This is a genomic window from Amycolatopsis sp. NPDC104863, from assembly GCF_055582965.1.
Genome location: NZ_JBVJOW010000005.1, coordinates 366,167 through 382,430 on the forward strand (window position 1 = coordinate 366,167; position 16,264 = coordinate 382,430).

The window sequence follows — 16,264 nt, forward strand, 5'->3', positions numbered from 1 at the left end:
TACGCCCCGGTAGTTTTTGTTACCCGCTAACGGATAATCCGGGCACACCGAAGGCCCGTACCGAGGATGGCGGTACGGGCGCTCCTGCGTCCGGGCTAGTTCTCGCCGTGCCGGTAGAACGGCGTCTTGATCGGCGCCAGCGGGGTGTTGCCGAGGATGAGGTCGGCCGCCTTCTCGGCGGTCATCATCACCGGCGCGTAGATGTTGCCGTTGGGGATGTAGGGCATCACCGACGCATCGACGACACGCAGGCCCTCGGTGCCGTGCACCCGCATGGTCTGCGGGTCGACGACGGACTTCTCGTCCACGCCCATCTTGGCCGTGCACGACGGGTGCAGCGCCGTCTCGGCGTCCTTGGCGACCCAGTCGAGGATCTCCTCGTCACTTTCCACGGACGGCCCAGGCGAGATCTCCCCGCCGTTGTACCGGTCCATGGCGGACTGGTTGAGGATCTTCCGCGCCACCCGCACGGCTTCGACCCATTCGCGACGGTCGTTGTCCGTGGACAGGTAGTTGAACTTGATCGCCGGGTGCTGCCGCGGGTCGGTCGAGGTGAGCTTCACCGAGCCGCGGGTGTCGGCGTACATCGGGCCGACGTGCACCTGGTAACCGTGGCCTTCCGTGGGCGCCGAACCGTCGTAGCGGATCGCCACCGGCAGGAAGTGGAACATCAGGTTCGGGTACTTCACCTCGTCGTTCGAGCGGACGAACCCGCCGCCCTCGAAGTGGTTCGTGGCGGCCGGGCCGTTCCGCAGGAACAGCCACTGCGCGCCGATGTAGGGCCGCTTCCACTTGGCCAGCGACGGCTGCATCGACACCGGTTCCTTGCAGGCGTACTGGATGTACACCTCCAGGTGGTCCTGCAGGTTCTCGCCGACCCCCGGCAGGTCCTTGACGACGTCGATGCCGAGCTTCTCCAGATCCGCCGCGTTGCCGACGCCGGAGAGCTGCAGCAGCTGCGGGCTGTTGATGGCCCCGCCGCAGAGGATGATCTCCTTGCCGTACACCTCACCCGGCACACCCCGGCCCTCGGCGTACTCGACGCCGATCGCGCGGGTGCCGTCGAAAAGGATCTGGGACACGAACGCGTGCGTCTTCACCGTGAGGTTGGGGCGGTTCTCCACCGGGTGCAGGTAAGCGCCCGCGGCCGACAAGCGGCGTCCTTTTCGGACGTTGCGGTCGAAGGCCGCGAAGCCTTCCTGCCGGTAGCCGTTGACGTCGTCGGTGCGCGGGTAGCCCGCTTCCTCGGCGGCGTCGAAGAACGCCTGGAACAACGGGTTCGACGCCGGGCCGCGCTCGAGTTCGAGCGGCCCGTCGTGGCCGCGCCACTGCCCGTCGGGCGCGTCGGCGAGGCAGTTTTCCATCCGCTGGAAGTACGGCAGGCAGTGCGCGTAGTCCCAAGTGGACATTCCGGCGTCACCGGCCCAGCGTTCGTAGTCCATCGGGTTGCCGCGCTGGAAGATCATCCCGTTGATGCTGGACGACCCGCCGAGCACCTTGCCGCGCGCGTGGTAGATGCGACGGCGGTTCATGTGCGGCTCGGGCTCGCTTCGGTAGCCCCAGTCGTAGAACTTCGACCCGATCGGGAAGGTCAGCGCGGCCGGCATGTGGATGAAGACGTCCCACTTGTAGTCGGACCGCCCCGCTTCCAGGACCAGGACCTTGTTGTTCGGGTCGGCCGACAGCCGGTTCGCCAGCGCGCAGCCCGCCGAACCACCGCCGACGATGACGAAGTCGTAGTTTTCACTCATGCGTCCTCCTCAGCCGGGCAGTGAGTCCGGGGCGTTGTCCGGCATGTGCTCGGGGCTCGTGTGCGACGAGCCCCAGGTGCGGCGCCGGACGTAGAGCATGATCGCACCGATGATCACGATCAGCCCGGTGACGATCACCGCGCCCCACTGGAAGTACCAGTGGTCGTCGCCGTAGACCTCGGCACGCGGCCAGATCAGGTTGACCGTCATCGCCCCGCCGTAGAGCACCGCGACCAGGTTCACGAACGTGCCCCAGCGGCCGAGCTTGAAGTACGGGCCGTGGCCCGGGCGCGGCCACTGCCCGCGCAGGCGGCGCAGCAGCATCGGGCCGGTGACCATCAGGTAGGGGATGTAGAACAGGATGATCGCGGTCGAGGTCAGGATGAAGAACGCCCGCTGGTTGCCCAGGTTGATCAGCAGCACCACGACGGTGAGGCCACCGGTGAGCAGCGCCGGCAGGATCGGCGTCTTCGAGCGCGGCGACACCTTCGCCATCGCCTTGCTGAACGGCAGCCGGCCGTCGCGGGCCATCGCCCACGCCATCCGGATCGCCGCGGTCTGCACGGCGAGGCAGCACACGGTGATCGCGATCGCCGAGCAGATCAGGAACGCGTCGCCGAGGCCTTCGCCGAGCGTGCTCTTCAGCAGGTACGGCATGCCGGAGGTGCTCAGCTCGTCGGCGTTGATGTCGCCGACGGCCATCATGCCGACCAGCATCACCAGGCCGCCGACGATGAACGACGCCGTGATCGCCCGCAGGATCGCGCGCGGCGCGTGCTTGCGCGGCTGGGTGGTCTCCTCGGCGAGCGAGCCGGCGGTGTCGAAGCCGTAGAAGACGTAGGCGCTCATCAGCGACGCCACCAGGAACGCCCCGAGGTACCCGAGTGAGTGACCGTCGCCCGTGGCGTGCGTTTCGAAGACCACCTGCGGGCCGCGCTTGATGTGGATGGCCAGCGCGATGATCAGCAGGATGACCGCGGACAGCTCCACCGCGACGCCGAAGTTGTTGATCTTCGCCATCAGCTTGACGCCGATGACGTTCACGATCGTGGCGAACACGACCAGCACCAGGGCCAGGATGATGGCGTTCTGCGCGCCGCCCGGCGTCGACGTCAGGCCGGCGTCGGAGTCGCTGCCGACGATCTGGAACGCGGTCGAGACCTGCGGCAGGATGATCTGGTAGGCCACGGCGACCGCGCCGGCCGTGACGATCGCGCCGATGATCATGATCCAGCCCGCGAGCCACGACGTCGCGGGTTTGGCGATCTGTTTCGCCCACTGGTACACCGATCCGGCGAGCGGGAACTGACCGGCGAGCTCGGCGAAGCACAGCGCGACGGCGAGCTGGCCCAGGAACACCAGCGGCCAGGTCCAGATGAACGCCGGCCCGCCCGAGGCGAAGCCGAAGAAGAACAGCTGGAACACGCCGGTCATGATCGAGATGTAGGAGAACCCGGCGGCGAAGCTGGAGAACGAGCCGAGGGAGCGTTCGAGCTCCTGGCGGTAACCGAACTTCTCGAGATCGGAGCTGTCGTCCGGGGCAGGCCCCCCGCCCGCCGGCTTTTCTTGCGTGGTCATGGCAACGTCCTCACGTGGTGGGGGTGGGGGAGGGATCAGCCTTTGAACCAGTGCTGCGGAACGGGATCGATGTTCTGGTAGACGTGCTTGCTCTCCTGGTACTCCGCCAGCCCGGACGGTCCGAGCTCGCGGCCGATGCCGGACTTCCCGAACCCGCCCCACTCCGCCTGCGGCAGGTAGGGGTGGTAGTCGTTGATCCACACGGTGCCGTGGCGCAGGGCCCCGGCGACCCGCTGGGCGCGGGACGCGTCCGACGTCCACACGGCTCCGGCGAGCCCGTACTCGGTGTTGTTGGCCAGGGCGATCGCGCCGGCCTCGTCGGCGAAGCGCTCCACGGTGACGACCGGGCCGAAGACCTCTTCCCGGACGACCGCCATGTCTTTCGTGCAGTCGCCGAACACGGTCGGGCGCAGGAAGAAACCGTTTTCGTACTGGGCGCCTTCGGGGCGTTTGCCGCCCGCCCGGAGCGTCGCGCCCTCGGCGAGAGCGCTTTCGATGTACCCCTCGACCTTGGCGCGGTGCTGCGCCGAGACGAGCGGGCCCGTCTCGGTCTCGGGATCGAGGCCGTCGCCGACCCGGATCCGGTCGGCGCGCGCGGCGAGGTCCGCCACGAACCGGTCATGGATTCCATCTTGGACGATCAGGCGCGCGCCCGCCGAGCAGACCTGTCCCGAATGGACGAACGCGGCCATCAGCGCGTAGTCGAGGGCAGTGTCGTAGTCGGCGTCGTCGAAGACCACGTTCGGGTTCTTGCCGCCGAGCTCGAGGGCGACCCGGCGGACACCCTTCGCGGCGGCCGTCATGATCTTCTCGCCGGTCGCGTACCCGCCGGTGAAGGAGACGAGGTCGACGGCCGGGTGCTCGACCATCGCCGCGCCGACGTGACCGGGGCCGAGCAGCAGGTTGACGACGCCCGGTGGGGTGCCGGCTTCCTCGAGCAGGGCGACGAGCTTGATCGTGGTCAGCGGCGTCACTTCGCTCGGCTTGAGCACGATCGTGTTGCCCGCGGCCAGCGCGGGGGCGACCTTCCAGGACATCTGGAGCAGCGGGTAGTTCCACGGCGCGATGAGCGCGCAGACCCCGACCGGCTCGTGCACGATCCGGCTGACGACGGTCGCGCTGCCCGCGTCGACCAGGCGTCCGGCGTCCTTGTCGGCGAGGTCGGCGTAGTAGCGGAAGACGTTCGTCACGTCGTCGATGTCGATGCGGCCTTCACCCAGCGTCTTGCCGGTGTCGAGGCTCTCGGTGCGGGCCAGCTCCTCGCGGTCGCGGACCAGCAGGGCGGCGACTTTGCGCAGGAGCTCACCGCGTTCGGTGGCGGTGGTCCGCCGCCACGGGCCGTCGTCGAAGGCCCGCCGCGCGGCGCCGACCGCGGCGTCGACCTCCTCGCGCCCGGCCTCGGCGACCTGCTCGATCACCTGGCCGGTGGCGGGGTTCAGCACGTCGGAGTGCGTGCCGGCGTCGGACCAGGCCCCGTCGATGTAAAGATCCTTCATGCGGCCCCTTCCGGATCGGTAGTGGCTGCTTCGTGTCAAGAGTGCGTACATTTGTACGCGATACGTGTACAGATGTCCACAAGGGGGCTCGATGGCGAAGAGCGAACCCGCCGCGGCGAGGCGCCGCGGCCCGAACGACCCCGAACGCCGCGCGCGCATCGCCAAGGCGGCGATCGAGGTGGTCGCGCAGCGGGGGATCGACGGGGTCACGCACCGTTCGGTCGCGGCGGCCGCGGGGGTGCCGCTCGGCTCGACGACCTACCACTTCGCGACGCTGGACGACCTCTTGGAGGTCGCGCTGGTCGAGGCCGCGGAGAAGAACGTCCACGCGCTGAAGGAGTGGGAGTCCGCCCTCCCGCCGGGCGCCGACTTCGCCGCGGCGCTCGCCGACCTCGTCATGGGGTACGTCAACGAGCAGTACCGCGACACGGTCGTCGAGTACGACCTGTACGTCGCGGCTTTGCACCGTCCCCGGCTCCGCAAGGCGAGCGCGGCCTGGGACGAGGCGCTGATCGCGTTCTTCGGCTCCCGCACCGACCCCCTGACCGGCCGTCTCCTGGCCGGCCTGTTCTGCGGCCTGCTGATGCAGGCGGCCCTCGCCGACCCCCGCCCGTCCCGCGAGGAGATCGAAACCCTCTTCCGCCGTGCCATCCACGGCCCGGCCAACCCGTAACTCGCGTGATCCGAGAGGCATCACTCGTGATTGAAGGGGCATCACGCGTGATTGGAGAGGCATCGCGCTGATGCCCGCTCAGTCACGCGTGATGCCCGCCCAATCACGAGTGATGCCCGTCCAGTCACGGGTGATGCCTGAAACGTGCCGGGAGTCTTGGTGGGCGTTGAAAAACCTGTCTTGACAGCGTTGCCGGGTGGCAGTCACTCTGTTCCGGAGTGAGCAACAAGACGCGTTCTGCGCAACTCCCGTCCTGATCCGCGGAGAGGACCACGCCGGTGACCACTACCGATCTGCCGCCGAGCCTGCTCGCCACGCTGCCCGGCACCTACTACACCGACCCGGCGATCTTCGCGCTGGAGCAGGCGAAGATCTTCGAGGCGGACTGGTTCTGCGCCGTGCGCAGCGCGGACCTCGCCGGGCCCGGGGCGTTCGAGACCGTCCAGGTCGGGAAGGAGAGCGTCCTCGTCTCGCGGGGGCGGGACGGGAAGCTCAGCGCGTTCCTCAACGTCTGCCGCCACCGCGGCGCCCGGCTCTGCACCGAAGAGTCCGGCACCGTGAAGCGCGCCTTCCAGTGCCCGTACCACGCCTGGACCTACGGCCTCGACGGCAAGCTGGTCGCGGCGCCGAACCTCACCGGCATGCCGGACGTCGACCGCACGACGTTCGGCCTCACCCGCGTCCACCTGCGCGAGTGGCTCGGTTACGCCTGGGTCTGCCTGGCCGACGAGCCGCCGCCGTTCGACGGCTCCGTCGTCGCCGCGGTCACCGAACGGCTCGGCGGCGCGGAGGCGATCGAGGCGTACGGCGTCGACGGGCTCGCGCTCGGCAAGCGCATCGAGTACGACGTGAAGGCGAACTGGAAACAGATCATCGAGAACTTCATGGAGTGCTACCACTGCGCGACGATCCACCCGGAGCTCACCGAGGTCCTGCCGGAGTTCGCCGACGGTTACGCCGCGCAGTACTACGTCGGTCACGGCGCGGCGTTCGGCGGGGACGTCCAGGGCTTCACCGTCGACGGCGGCGAGGGCGTCGACCGCCTCCCCGGCGTCACCGAAGACCAGGACCGCAAGTACTACGCCATCACCGTGCGCCCGCAGGTGTTCGTCAACCTGGTGCCGGACCACGTGATCCTCCACCGGATGTTCCCGCTGGCCCCGGACCGGACGCTGGTGCGCTGCGACTGGCTCTACCTGCCCGGCGTGGTCGAGTCCGGCCGCGACCTGACGCGCTCGGTCGAGCTGTTCCACCGCGTCAACCTGCAGGACTTCGAGGCGTGTGAACGCTGCCAGCTCGCGATGGACTCACGCTCCTACGCCGGCGGCGGGGTGCTCGTGCCCAGCGAGCACCACATCGGGGAGTTCCACGACTGGGTCCGCGCCCGGCTGGGGTTCTAGATCAGCGCCCGGATGGCGGCCTCGAACCCGGTGACGTGCTCCAGGGTCAGCGCAGCCGCCTTCTCGGCGTCACCCTCGATGATCGCGGTGAGGAGCGGGACGTGCTCGTCGACGTGGCCGGCCATCCCGGACAGCCGCGGCACGAACACGCACCAGATCCGCGTCGCGAGATTGTCGTACCGGATCAGCGTGTCCTCGAGGAACGGGTTGTGCACGCACCGGTAGATCGCCCGGTGCAGGGCGAGGTCGGTGCGCAGCAGCTCAGCGTTGTCCCCGCTCGGGACGCCGGCGTCGAGCTGCGCGCGCAGCTCGGTGAGCGCCGCCCGGTCGGCCGCGGTCGCGCGCTCGGCCGCGGCGGCCGTCGCCATCGGCTCGAGCGTGCGCCGGACCTCGGAGATGTGCGCGAGGTCGGAGATGTTGACGTCGGTGGCGAACGTGCCCCGCCGCGGGTAGGCGACGACCAGCCGTTCGGACTCCAGTCGTTTCAGCGCTTCGCGGATCGGCGTGCGGCCCATGCCGAGCGTGGTGCCGAGCCACTCCTCGTTGATGGGCTCGCCCGGCCGGATGTCGAGCATGACCAGGCGGTCGCGGACGAAGACGTACGCCTGTTCGGCCAGCGAGGGGGGATTGACCTGCGGGTGCATGCCGCTTAGCCTACATCGACGATTGATATATCAGAAGTCGACCACGGAAGGTTCGTGATGACCTCGACGATCGCCCCAGCGCTCAACCGCTCCCCGGCCGGCTACGACCCGGTGGTGGTCGAAACGATCGGCGCCGAGCTTCACCGCCTGCGGTCGACGCTCGAGATGATCGCCTCCGGCCACGTTGTGTCCGAAAAGGACTTCCGGGTCGATGTGGCCGAGGTCGAGCGCCCGGCGAAAGAGCACCAGCTCATCGCACAGGTCGTCGCGGCCGGAGCGGAGCGCCGGCAGCGGACCTTGGCCGAGCAGTTCCCGCCCTACCCGCAGGAGACCCGATGACCCGCACACCCGGCGCGGACCTGCCGGAGCACCCGGACTTCCTCTGGGACAACCCCGAGCCCCAGCGCGCCTACGACGTGATCGTGGTCGGCGGCGGCGGGCACGGCCTCGCCACCGCGTACTACCTGGCCAAGGTGTACGGCATCACGAACGTCGCCGTGCTGGAGAAGGGCTGGCTCGCCGGCGGCAACATGGCCCGCAACACGACGATCATCCGCTCCAACTACCTCTGGGACGAAAGTTCCGGCATCTACGAGCACTCCCTCAAGCTGTGGGAGGGCCTCGAAGAGGACCTCGGCTACCCGATCCTCTTCAGCCAGCGCGGGGTGCTGAACCTCGCGCACAGCCTGCAGGACGTCCGCGACAGCGTCCGCCGGGTCGAGGCCAACAAGCTCAACGGCATCGACGCCGAATGGGTGGACGCCGGCGGCGTCAAGGAGATTTGCCCGATCGTCAACACCTCGCCGGACGTCCGCTACCCCGTGCTCGGCGCGACCTTCCAGCCGCGCGCGGGTATCGCGAAGCACGACTACGTGGCGTGGGGTTTCGCGCGAGCCGCGCACGAACTGGGGGTCGACCTCATTCAGAACTGCGAGGTCACCGGCATCTCCACAGTGGACGGCCGGGTCACCGGCGTCGAGACGTCGCGGGGCCGGATCGCCGCGGGCAAGGTCGCGCTGTGCGCCGCCGGGCACTCGTCGGTGCTCGCGAGGATGGTCGGCCTGGACCTGCCGCTCGTGTCCCATCCCTTGCAGGCACTGGTGTCCGAGCTGCTGGAGCCGATCCACCCGACGGTCGTCATGTCGAACGCCGTGCACGTCTACGTTTCCCAGGCGCACAAGGGTGAACTCGTGATGGGCGCCGGGATCGACAGCTACAACGGTTACGGCCAGCGCGGCTCGTTCCACATCATCGAGCAGCAGATGGCCGCCGCGCTGGAGCTGTTCCCGGTGTTCGCGCGGGCGCACCTGCTGCGGACGTGGGCGGGCATCGTCGACGTCAGCCCGGACGCCTCGCCGATCATCGGGCTCACCCCGGTCGAGAACTTGTTCCTCAACTGCGGCTGGGGAACCGGCGGCTTCAAGGCCACACCCGGGGTCGGCGACGTCTTCGCGGCGACCATCGCGCGGGCCAAGCCGCACGAATACGCCGAACCGTTCACTTTGGACCGGTTCACCACCGGTGCCCTCGTCGACGAGCACGGCGCCGCCGCCGTGGCCCACTAGGAGTCCCTGTGCAACTCATTCCCTGCCCGTGGTGCGGGCCGCGTGAAGAGGCCGAGTTCCACTACGGCGGTCAGGCCCACGTCGCCTACCCCGAAGACCCGGCCGCACTGTCCGATGAGGACTGGGCCAAGTTCGTCTTCTTCCGCGCCAACCCGAGCGGCCCGCTCGCCGAGCGCTGGAGCCACTCCGCGGGCTGCCGCCGGTGGTTCAACGCCGTCCGCGACACCCGCACCCACGACCTCCTGGCGGTCTACCGCCTCGACGAGCCCAAGCCGGTGATCCCATGACCCGACTGTCCGGCGTCCCGCTCAAGTTCACCTTCGACGGCCGCGAGCTGACCGGTTTCCTCGGTGACACCCTGGCTTCCGCGTTGCTGGCCAACGGGATCCACCAGGTCGCGACCAGCATCAAGTACGGCCGGCCGCGCGGCATCGTCGCGGCGGGGGTCGAGGACTCGAACGCGCTGGTGCAGATCGAAGCGCCGTTCCCGGAGCCGATGCTGAGCGCGACCACCGTCGAGCTGTACGACGGCCTGGAGGCCCGCGGCCTGCGCGGTCAGGGGCGGCTCGCGACCGAACCGGACCCGGCGCGGTACGACGCCAAGCATGCCCACTGTGACGTCCTGGTCGTCGGTGCCGGACCCGCGGGCCGGGCCGCCGCGGCCGAGGCCGAAGGCCGGGTCCTGCTCGTGGACGACCAGCCCGACGGTGAAGCTCCGGAGGGTGTCCGGTTCCTTTCGCGCACGACGGCGTTCGGCATCTACGACGACGGGTTCGTGCTGGCTTTGGAACGCCGGGGCGAGCCCGCCGCGCCCGAACGGATCTCGCGGCAACGGGTGTGGCGGATCCGGGCCCGCAAGATCGTGCTGGCCACCGGCGCGCACGAACGGCCGATCGTCTTCCCGGACAACGACCGCCCGGGCATCATGCTCGCCGGTGCCGCGCGCACGTACCTGAACCGGTACGGCGTTCTGGCCGGGCGGCGGGTGGTCGTGTTCACCACCAACGACTCCGCGCTCGAGGCCGCCTCTGACCTGGCGGCGGCCGGCGCCGAGATCGTGCGGATCGTCGACGCCCGCGAGGGCTACGGCGTCATCGGCACCGACGGCGACACCCACATCACGGCCGCCCACGTGGCTCCGCTCGGAGAAACGCAGGGGGAGCGGGTCGAGTGCGACCTGCTGCTCGTGTCCGGCGGGTGGAACCCGGCCGTGCACCTCTACAGCCAGGCTCGTGGCACGCTGCGGTACGACGCCAGGCTAGGCGCTTACATCCCGGACGGCGACCTCCCGAACGTGAGCGTCGTGGGTGCCGCGGCGGGCGAGGGCCTGCCGGAGACGAAGGTGCTCTGGCAGGTGCCCGCGCCGGAGTCCGAAGTGGACACCCGGTTCGTCGACCAGCAACGCGACGCCACCGTGTCGGACGTCCTGCGTGCGACCGGCGCCGGACTCCGCTCGCTGGAGCACATCAAGCGCTACACGACGATCGGCACCGCGCACGACCAGGGCAAGACGTCCGGCCTCCTCGCCGCGGGCATCACCGCCGAAGCCCTCGGTGTCGACTTGGCGACCCGGCGCCCGACGACGTTCCGGCCGCCGTACACGCCCGTGTCGTTCGCCGCGCTGGCCGGGCGGAACCGCGGTGAGCTGCACGATCCCGTGCGGGTCACGATGATCCACCCGTGGCACGTCGAGCACGGGGCCGAGTTCGAGAACGTGGGCCAGTGGAAACGGCCGTGGTACTACCCGCGGCCCGGCGAATCGATGCACGACGCCGTCCAGCGCGAATGCCGGGCGGCGCGGACCGACGTCGCACTGATGGACGGGTCCACTTTGGGCAAGATCGACGTCCAGGGCCCGGACGCCGGCGCGTTCCTCGACATGCTCTACACGAACATGATGAGCAACCTCAAGGTCGGCCGGATCCGCTACGGCGTGATGTGCGGCGTCGACGGCATGGTGATCGACGACGGCACGGTCATCCGCGTCGGCGAGGAGCGCTTCCTCGTCACCACCACAACCGGCAACGCGGCGATGGTTCTCGAGTGGATGGAGGAGTGGCTCCAGACGGAGTGGCCGCACCTGCGCGTCTTCGCGACGTCGGTCACCGAGCACTGGGCCACCATACCGCTGGTCGGCCCGCGTTCCCGGGAGGTCCTGGGCGCGCTCGCACCGGGTCTTGACGTGAGCAACGAGGCGTTCGGGTTCATGACCTGGCAGGACGCCGAGGTCGCCGGGCTGCAGGCGCGCGTCTGCCGGATCAGCTTCTCCGGCGAGCTGGCGTACGAGATCAACGTGCCTTCGTGGTACGGGCTCGCGCTTTGGGAGTCCATTGTGGAACAAGGTGCCACGCCGTACGGCACCGAGACCATGCACGTCCTGCGCGCCGAGAAGGGTTACCCGATCATCGGCCAGGACACCGACGGCACGGTCACCCCGCAGGACCTCGGCATGTCCTGGGCGGTGTCCAAGAAGAAGGCCGACTTCCTCGGCAAGCGCTCGTTCGCCCGCGCCGAGAACAACCGCCCGGACCGCAAACACCTGGTTGGTTTGCTCCCCGTCGATCCGTCGGTGCTGCTGCCGGAAGGGGGACAGATCATCGAGTCCGAAACCGTGCCCGAGCCGCCGGTCCGGATGCTCGGGCACGTCACCTCCAGCTACGACAGCGCCGCGCTGGGCCGGACCTTCGCGCTGGCCCTGGTGCGCTCGGGCCGTGAGCGCGTCGGCGAGACGCTGTACGTCCCGGTCGGCGACCAGGTCGTGCCGGTGACCGTGACCGAATCCGTGCTCTTCGACAAGGAAGGAGCCCGCCGTGACGGTTGACGCGGTCGAAGAACCGTTCCGCACCCAGCTCACCGTCCGCCTCCGCGACGGGCACCGCCTGCTCGGCGTCGACCTGCCCGGGCCGTGCACGTTCACCAGCACCCACGGCATCGACATCCTCTGGATGGGCCCCGACGAGTACCTGGTGCTCGCCGCGCCCGGCCGCCAGGCCGAGCTGGAAGCGTCCCTTTCCCGGGAAAGTGACGCGGTGGTGGACGTCTCGGCGCAGCGGAACGTCGTGCGGCTCACTGGGGCGCACGCCGCCGATGTGCTGGCGCACGGGTGCTCGATCGACCTGGAGATGTCTCCGCCGGGGACGTGCGTGCAGACGTTGTTCGCGCGCACCGGGATCGTGCTGATGGTCCGCGAAGAGGGCTTCACGATCCTCGTGCGACAGTCCTTTTCGGACTACTTCAAAGCCTGGCTGGCCGACGCGAGTCTGGAGTACGTCTCGTGACCTTCACCTTGACGCTCAAGTGCCCCGAGCGCTCGGGCATCGTGCACGCCGTGACGACGTTCCTCGTCGGGCAGGGCTGTGACATCGTCGAGCACCAGCAGTTCGACGACGACGTCCGCGGCTCGCTGTTCCTCCGCACGTCGTTCACCGCACCCGAGCCGACCACAGTGGATGAACTGCGGCGCGACTTCGCCGTGGTGGCCGGGGGTTTCGGGATGGAGTTCGATCTTTCCGACGGGACGCCACCGCGGCTCCTGGTGATGGTGTCGAAGTTCGGGCACTGCCTCAACGACCTGCTGTTCCGCTGGCGTGCGGGCAGTCTCGGCGCGGACATCGCCGTGGTCGTCTCGAACCACGAGGACCTGCGGCCGATGTGCGAGGCGGCCGGGGTGCCGTTCGAGCACGTGCCGGTGACCCCGGAGACCAAACCCGAGGCGGAACAGCGGCTGCTCGACCTCGTCGGTGAGTACCAGGCCGACCTGGTGGTGCTCGCGCGGTACATGCAGGTGCTGTCCAACGACCTGTGCCTCAAGCTCGAAGGCCGCGCGATCAACATCCACCACTCGTTCCTGCCCGGCTTCAAGGGCGCCAAGCCCTACCACCAGGCCTACGACCGGGGCGTCAAGTACGTCGGCGCGACCGCGCACTACGTCACGCCCGACCTCGACGAAGGCCCGATCATCGAGCAGGAGGTCGCGCGCGTCGACCACACCTACTCGCCGCGCGAGCTGGTGACCGTCGGCCGCGACGCCGAAGCCCTCGCCCTCTCCCGCGCGGTGCGTTGGCACTGCGAACGCCGTGTCCTGCTCAACGGCAACAGCACCGTCGTTTTCCGTTAGGAGTTCCGCCATGACCGCACCGAAAGTCGTGATCATCGGCGCCGGCATCGTCGGCGCGAACCTCGCCGACGAGCTGACCGCCCGCGGCTGGGCCGACGTCACCGTGCTCGACCAGGGTCCGCTGCCGCGCACCGGCGGGTCGACCTCGCACGCGCCCGGCCTGGTGTTCCAGACGAACGCGTCCAAGTCGATGACGGAGTTCGCGAAATACACCGTCGCAAAGCTGCTGGAGCTGGACTGCTTCCTGCCGGTCGGCGGCATGGAGGTCGCGACCACCCCGGCGCGCTGGGAGGACCTCAAGCGCAAGCACGGCTGGGCGACGTCGTGGGGCGTGCCCGGCTCGATCATCGACGCCGGCGAGTGCGTCGACCGCTGGCCGCTGCTCGACGGGTCGCAGGTCTTCGGCGCGCTGCACACCCCGACCGACGGCCTCGCGCGGGCCGCGAAAGCTGTCGAAGTCCTCGCCGAACGGGCCACCGCGCGGGGGGCCCGGTTCGTCGGCTCCACGCGGGTGACCGACGTCCTGCAGGAAGGCGGGCGCGTCACCGGCGTCCGGACCGACCAGGGTGACTTCCCGGCGGACGTCGTCGTGTCGTGCGCCGGGTTCTGGGGCCGTGAGATCGGCGCGATGGTCGGTATGGACGTGCCGCTGCTGCCGCTGGCCCACCAGTACGTCAAGACCGGGCGCGTCGACGAACTGGTCGGGCGCAACACCGAAGCGGTCGAAGCGAGCCTGCCGATCCTGCGGCACCAGGACCAGGACCTGTACTTCCGCGAGCACGTCGACCGGATCGGCATCGGGTCCTACGCGCATCGGCCGATGCCGGTCGACGAGTCCACTTTGGACCCGATGGTGACCGAGACGGCGATGCCGTCGATGCTGCCCTTCACCGAGGACGACTTCGCGCCGTCGTGGGAGGAGAGCAAGCTGCTGCTGCCCGCGCTGCGGCAGACCAAGGTCGAGGAGGGCTTCAACGGGATCTTCTCGTTCACCCCGGACGGCCAGTCGCTCGTCGGCGAGTCGGCCGACGTCCGCGGGTTCTGGCTGGCCGAGGCGATCTGGGTGACGCACTCCGCGGGCATCGCCAAGGCGGTCGCCGAGCTGCTCGTCGACGGGCATTCCGAAGTGGACGTGCACGACATCGACGTCCACCGCTTCGAAGACGTCCAGCTCGCGCCGTCCTATGTGCACGAAACGGCGCAGCAGAACTTCGTCGAGGTCTACGACATCCTGCACCCGTTGCAGCCCAAGCTTTCCCCGCGCGACCTGCGCGTGACGCCGTTCCACGCGCGACAGCGGGAGCTGGGCGCGGTGTTCCTCGAGGCGGGCGGCTGGGAGCGGCCGCACTGGTTCGAGGCCAACGCGCCGCTGCTGAAGAAGCTGCCGCACGACGCGCTCCCGCCGGCGCGCGACGCGTGGTCGGCGCAGTTCCACTCGCCGATCGCGGCCGCCGAGGCCTGGCACACGCGCAACGGTGTCGCGATGTACGACATGACACCGCTGAAGCGCGTCGAGATCAGCGGAACCGGGTCACTGGCGTTCCTGCAGTCACTGACCACGAACCAGCTGGAGAAGTCGGTCGGGTCGGTCACCTACACGCTGATGCTGGACGACGCGGGCGGCGTCCGCAGCGACGTCACCGTGGCCCGGCTCGGGCCGGAGCGGTTCCAGGTCGGGATCAACGGGAACATCGACGTCGACCACTTCGTGAAGCACGCGCCGGCCGGGGTGCAGGTGCGGGACACCACCGGCGGCACGTGCTGCATCGGCGTGTGGGGCCCGCTGGCGCGCGACCTCGTCCAGCCGTTGAGCCGGGACGACTTCTCCCACACGGGGTTGAAGTACTTCCGGGCGCGCGAGGCACGCATCGCCGGGGTGCCGGTGGTCGCGATGCGACTGTCCTATGTGGGCGAGCTCGGCTGGGAGATCTACACCAGCGCGGACAACGGTCTGCGGCTGTGGGACGCGCTGTGGGCGGCCGGCCGGCCGCTCGGGGTGATCGCGGCCGGACGCGCGGCGTTCAACAGCCTGCGCCTGGAGAAGGGCTACCGGCTGTGGGGCACCGACATGACCACCGAGCACGACCCGTACGAGGCCGGGATCGGCTTCGCGGTGCGTCCGGCCAAGGGGCCGTTCGCCGGCAGTGACGCGATCGCGGGACGCAGTGAGGAAACCGCGTCACGGCGGCTCCGGTGCCTCACGGTCGACGACGGCCGCACGGTCGTGCTGGGCAAGGAGCCGGTCTTCGTCGACGGTGTCGCGGCGGGGTACGTCACCAGCGCGGCCTACGGCTACACGATCGGCCGGCCGATCGCCTACGCCTGGCTCCCGGCGTCGGCGGACGTCGGCAGCAGTGTCGAAATCGAGTACTTCGGTCGCCGGGTCGCGGCCACCGTGGCCGCCGAGCCACTGGTCGACCCCGGCATGGAACGAATCCGGCGGTGAGTCGTGCGTGACCAGATCCTGAGTGACTTCCTGAAGGCCCTCGCGTCCGAGGCCTCCCCGGGCGGCGGGGCGACGGCGGCCCTGCACGTCGCGCAGGCGGCGGCCTTGGTCGGCAAGGCGTCGCCCGACGGGCGCGAGGCCGGGGCGCTGAGCATGCACGCGTTGCGGCTGGCGGAGAAAGAGGCGCACGCGGCGGCCATGCTCGCCCGGGCCCACCGGCTGCCGCCCGGCGAAGCGCGGGAGCTCGCGGTGGCCGAGGCGCGCCGGCGCGCGTGCGGACCGGCGGCGGAGGTGATCACCGCCGCGGCCGCCGTGCTGGACCTGGCGGACCGGGTGCCGCCGGACCCGCTGCTGGCCACCGACCTGGCGGCGGTGGCGGAGGCGGCCCGGGCCGCGGCGACGACCGCCGGGATCAGCATCGAGATCCACTCCGACGCGGCCGCTCCGCCCGAGGTGGCGGCCGTGGGCGAGCACGCGGACCGCCTGACGGCCTCGATCCGGCGGGGGGTGGTTCCGGCGTAACGTGGATCACGTCGGCATGCCGGAAGGTCGTCGCGGGTACATCCACAGCAACTCCATGGATCGACGCCAGGA

Annotated in this window: 14 protein-coding genes; 10 read left to right on the forward strand and 4 right to left on the reverse strand. The window is 69.7% G+C overall.

The window, feature by feature from the left end:
* Nucleotides 1-95: 95 nt before the first annotated feature.
* The 3 genes from betA to ACZ63J_RS28590 are packed head-to-tail and all read right to left on the reverse strand — an operon-like array spanning nt 96 to nt 4,825.
* Nucleotides 96-1,751 carry a choline dehydrogenase gene (betA, locus tag ACZ63J_RS28580; RefSeq protein ID WP_465401896.1) on the reverse strand — a complete coding sequence of 552 codons (1,656 nt, stop codon included), beginning with the start codon at nt 1,749-1,751 and terminating at the stop codon, nt 96-98.
* Nucleotides 1,752-1,760: 9 nt separating this feature from the next.
* Nucleotides 1,761-3,329, reverse strand: coding sequence for an amino acid permease (locus tag ACZ63J_RS28585; protein ID WP_465401894.1), 1,569 nt, complete (start codon nt 3,327-3,329; stop codon nt 1,761-1,763).
* 35 nt (nt 3,330-3,364) lie between these two features.
* Nucleotides 3,365-4,825: an aldehyde dehydrogenase family protein gene (locus ACZ63J_RS28590; RefSeq protein WP_465401892.1), complete on the reverse strand. Its 1,461-nt coding sequence runs from the start codon at nt 4,823-4,825 to the stop codon at nt 3,365-3,367.
* Between the two features lie 91 nt (nt 4,826-4,916).
* Here ACZ63J_RS28590 and ACZ63J_RS28595 point away from each other — a divergent pair, with 91 nt between their 5' ends.
* On the forward strand, nt 4,917-5,498 hold the full coding sequence (locus tag ACZ63J_RS28595) for a TetR/AcrR family transcriptional regulator (RefSeq protein WP_465303380.1): 582 nt from the start codon (nt 4,917-4,919) through the stop codon (nt 5,496-5,498).
* 278 nt (nt 5,499-5,776) lie between these two features.
* Complete coding sequence (locus ACZ63J_RS28600; protein ID WP_465401890.1) at nt 5,777-6,898, forward strand: aromatic ring-hydroxylating oxygenase subunit alpha; 1,122 nt, start codon at nt 5,777-5,779, stop codon at nt 6,896-6,898.
* Here the strand turns inward: ACZ63J_RS28600 and ACZ63J_RS28605 are convergent.
* On the reverse strand, nt 6,895-7,542 hold the full coding sequence (locus ACZ63J_RS28605; protein WP_465401888.1) for a GntR family transcriptional regulator: 648 nt from the start codon (nt 7,540-7,542) through the stop codon (nt 6,895-6,897). The genes ACZ63J_RS28600 and ACZ63J_RS28605 overlap by 4 nt on opposite strands.
* A gap of 57 nt (nt 7,543-7,599) precedes the next feature.
* Between ACZ63J_RS28605 and ACZ63J_RS28610 the strand changes: the two genes are divergently transcribed.
* From ACZ63J_RS28610 to ACZ63J_RS28645, 8 genes are read left to right on the forward strand one after another with little or no spacing between them, the layout of a single operon-like run.
* Nucleotides 7,600-7,881 carry a hypothetical protein gene (locus ACZ63J_RS28610; protein WP_465401886.1) on the forward strand — a complete coding sequence of 94 codons (282 nt, stop codon included), beginning with the start codon at nt 7,600-7,602 and terminating at the stop codon, nt 7,879-7,881.
* Entirely contained in the window at nt 7,878-9,107 is a 1,230-nt protein-coding gene (locus ACZ63J_RS28615) for a sarcosine oxidase subunit beta family protein (protein WP_465401884.1), read from the forward strand. Before ACZ63J_RS28610 ends, ACZ63J_RS28615 begins: the two co-directional genes overlap by 4 nt.
* An 8-nt stretch (nt 9,108-9,115) precedes the next feature.
* A complete protein-coding gene (locus ACZ63J_RS28620) occupies nt 9,116-9,394 on the forward strand; it encodes a sarcosine oxidase subunit delta (protein ID WP_285475991.1) in 279 nt (92 codons plus the stop codon).
* Complete coding sequence (locus ACZ63J_RS28625) at nt 9,391-11,928, forward strand: 2Fe-2S iron-sulfur cluster-binding protein (RefSeq protein ID WP_465401882.1); 2,538 nt, start codon at nt 9,391-9,393, stop codon at nt 11,926-11,928. Before ACZ63J_RS28620 ends, ACZ63J_RS28625 begins: the two co-directional genes overlap by 4 nt.
* Nucleotides 11,918-12,385: a sarcosine oxidase subunit gamma gene (locus ACZ63J_RS28630; protein WP_465401880.1), complete on the forward strand. Its 468-nt coding sequence runs from the start codon at nt 11,918-11,920 to the stop codon at nt 12,383-12,385. Before ACZ63J_RS28625 ends, ACZ63J_RS28630 begins: the two co-directional genes overlap by 11 nt.
* Entirely contained in the window at nt 12,382-13,224 is an 843-nt protein-coding gene (gene purU, locus ACZ63J_RS28635; protein ID WP_465401879.1) for a formyltetrahydrofolate deformylase, read from the forward strand. Before ACZ63J_RS28630 ends, purU begins: the two co-directional genes overlap by 4 nt.
* A 10-nt stretch (nt 13,225-13,234) precedes the next feature.
* Nucleotides 13,235-15,670, forward strand: a complete 2,436-nt coding sequence (locus ACZ63J_RS28640) for a GcvT family protein (RefSeq protein WP_465401877.1) — start codon at nt 13,235-13,237, stop codon at nt 15,668-15,670.
* 3 nt (nt 15,671-15,673) lie between these two features.
* The gene (locus tag ACZ63J_RS28645; protein WP_465401875.1) at nt 15,674-16,192 is read left to right on the forward strand and encodes a cyclodeaminase/cyclohydrolase family protein; all 519 of its coding nucleotides are present in this window, start codon (nt 15,674-15,676) and stop codon (nt 16,190-16,192) included.
* Nucleotides 16,193-16,264: the final 72 nt, after the last annotated feature.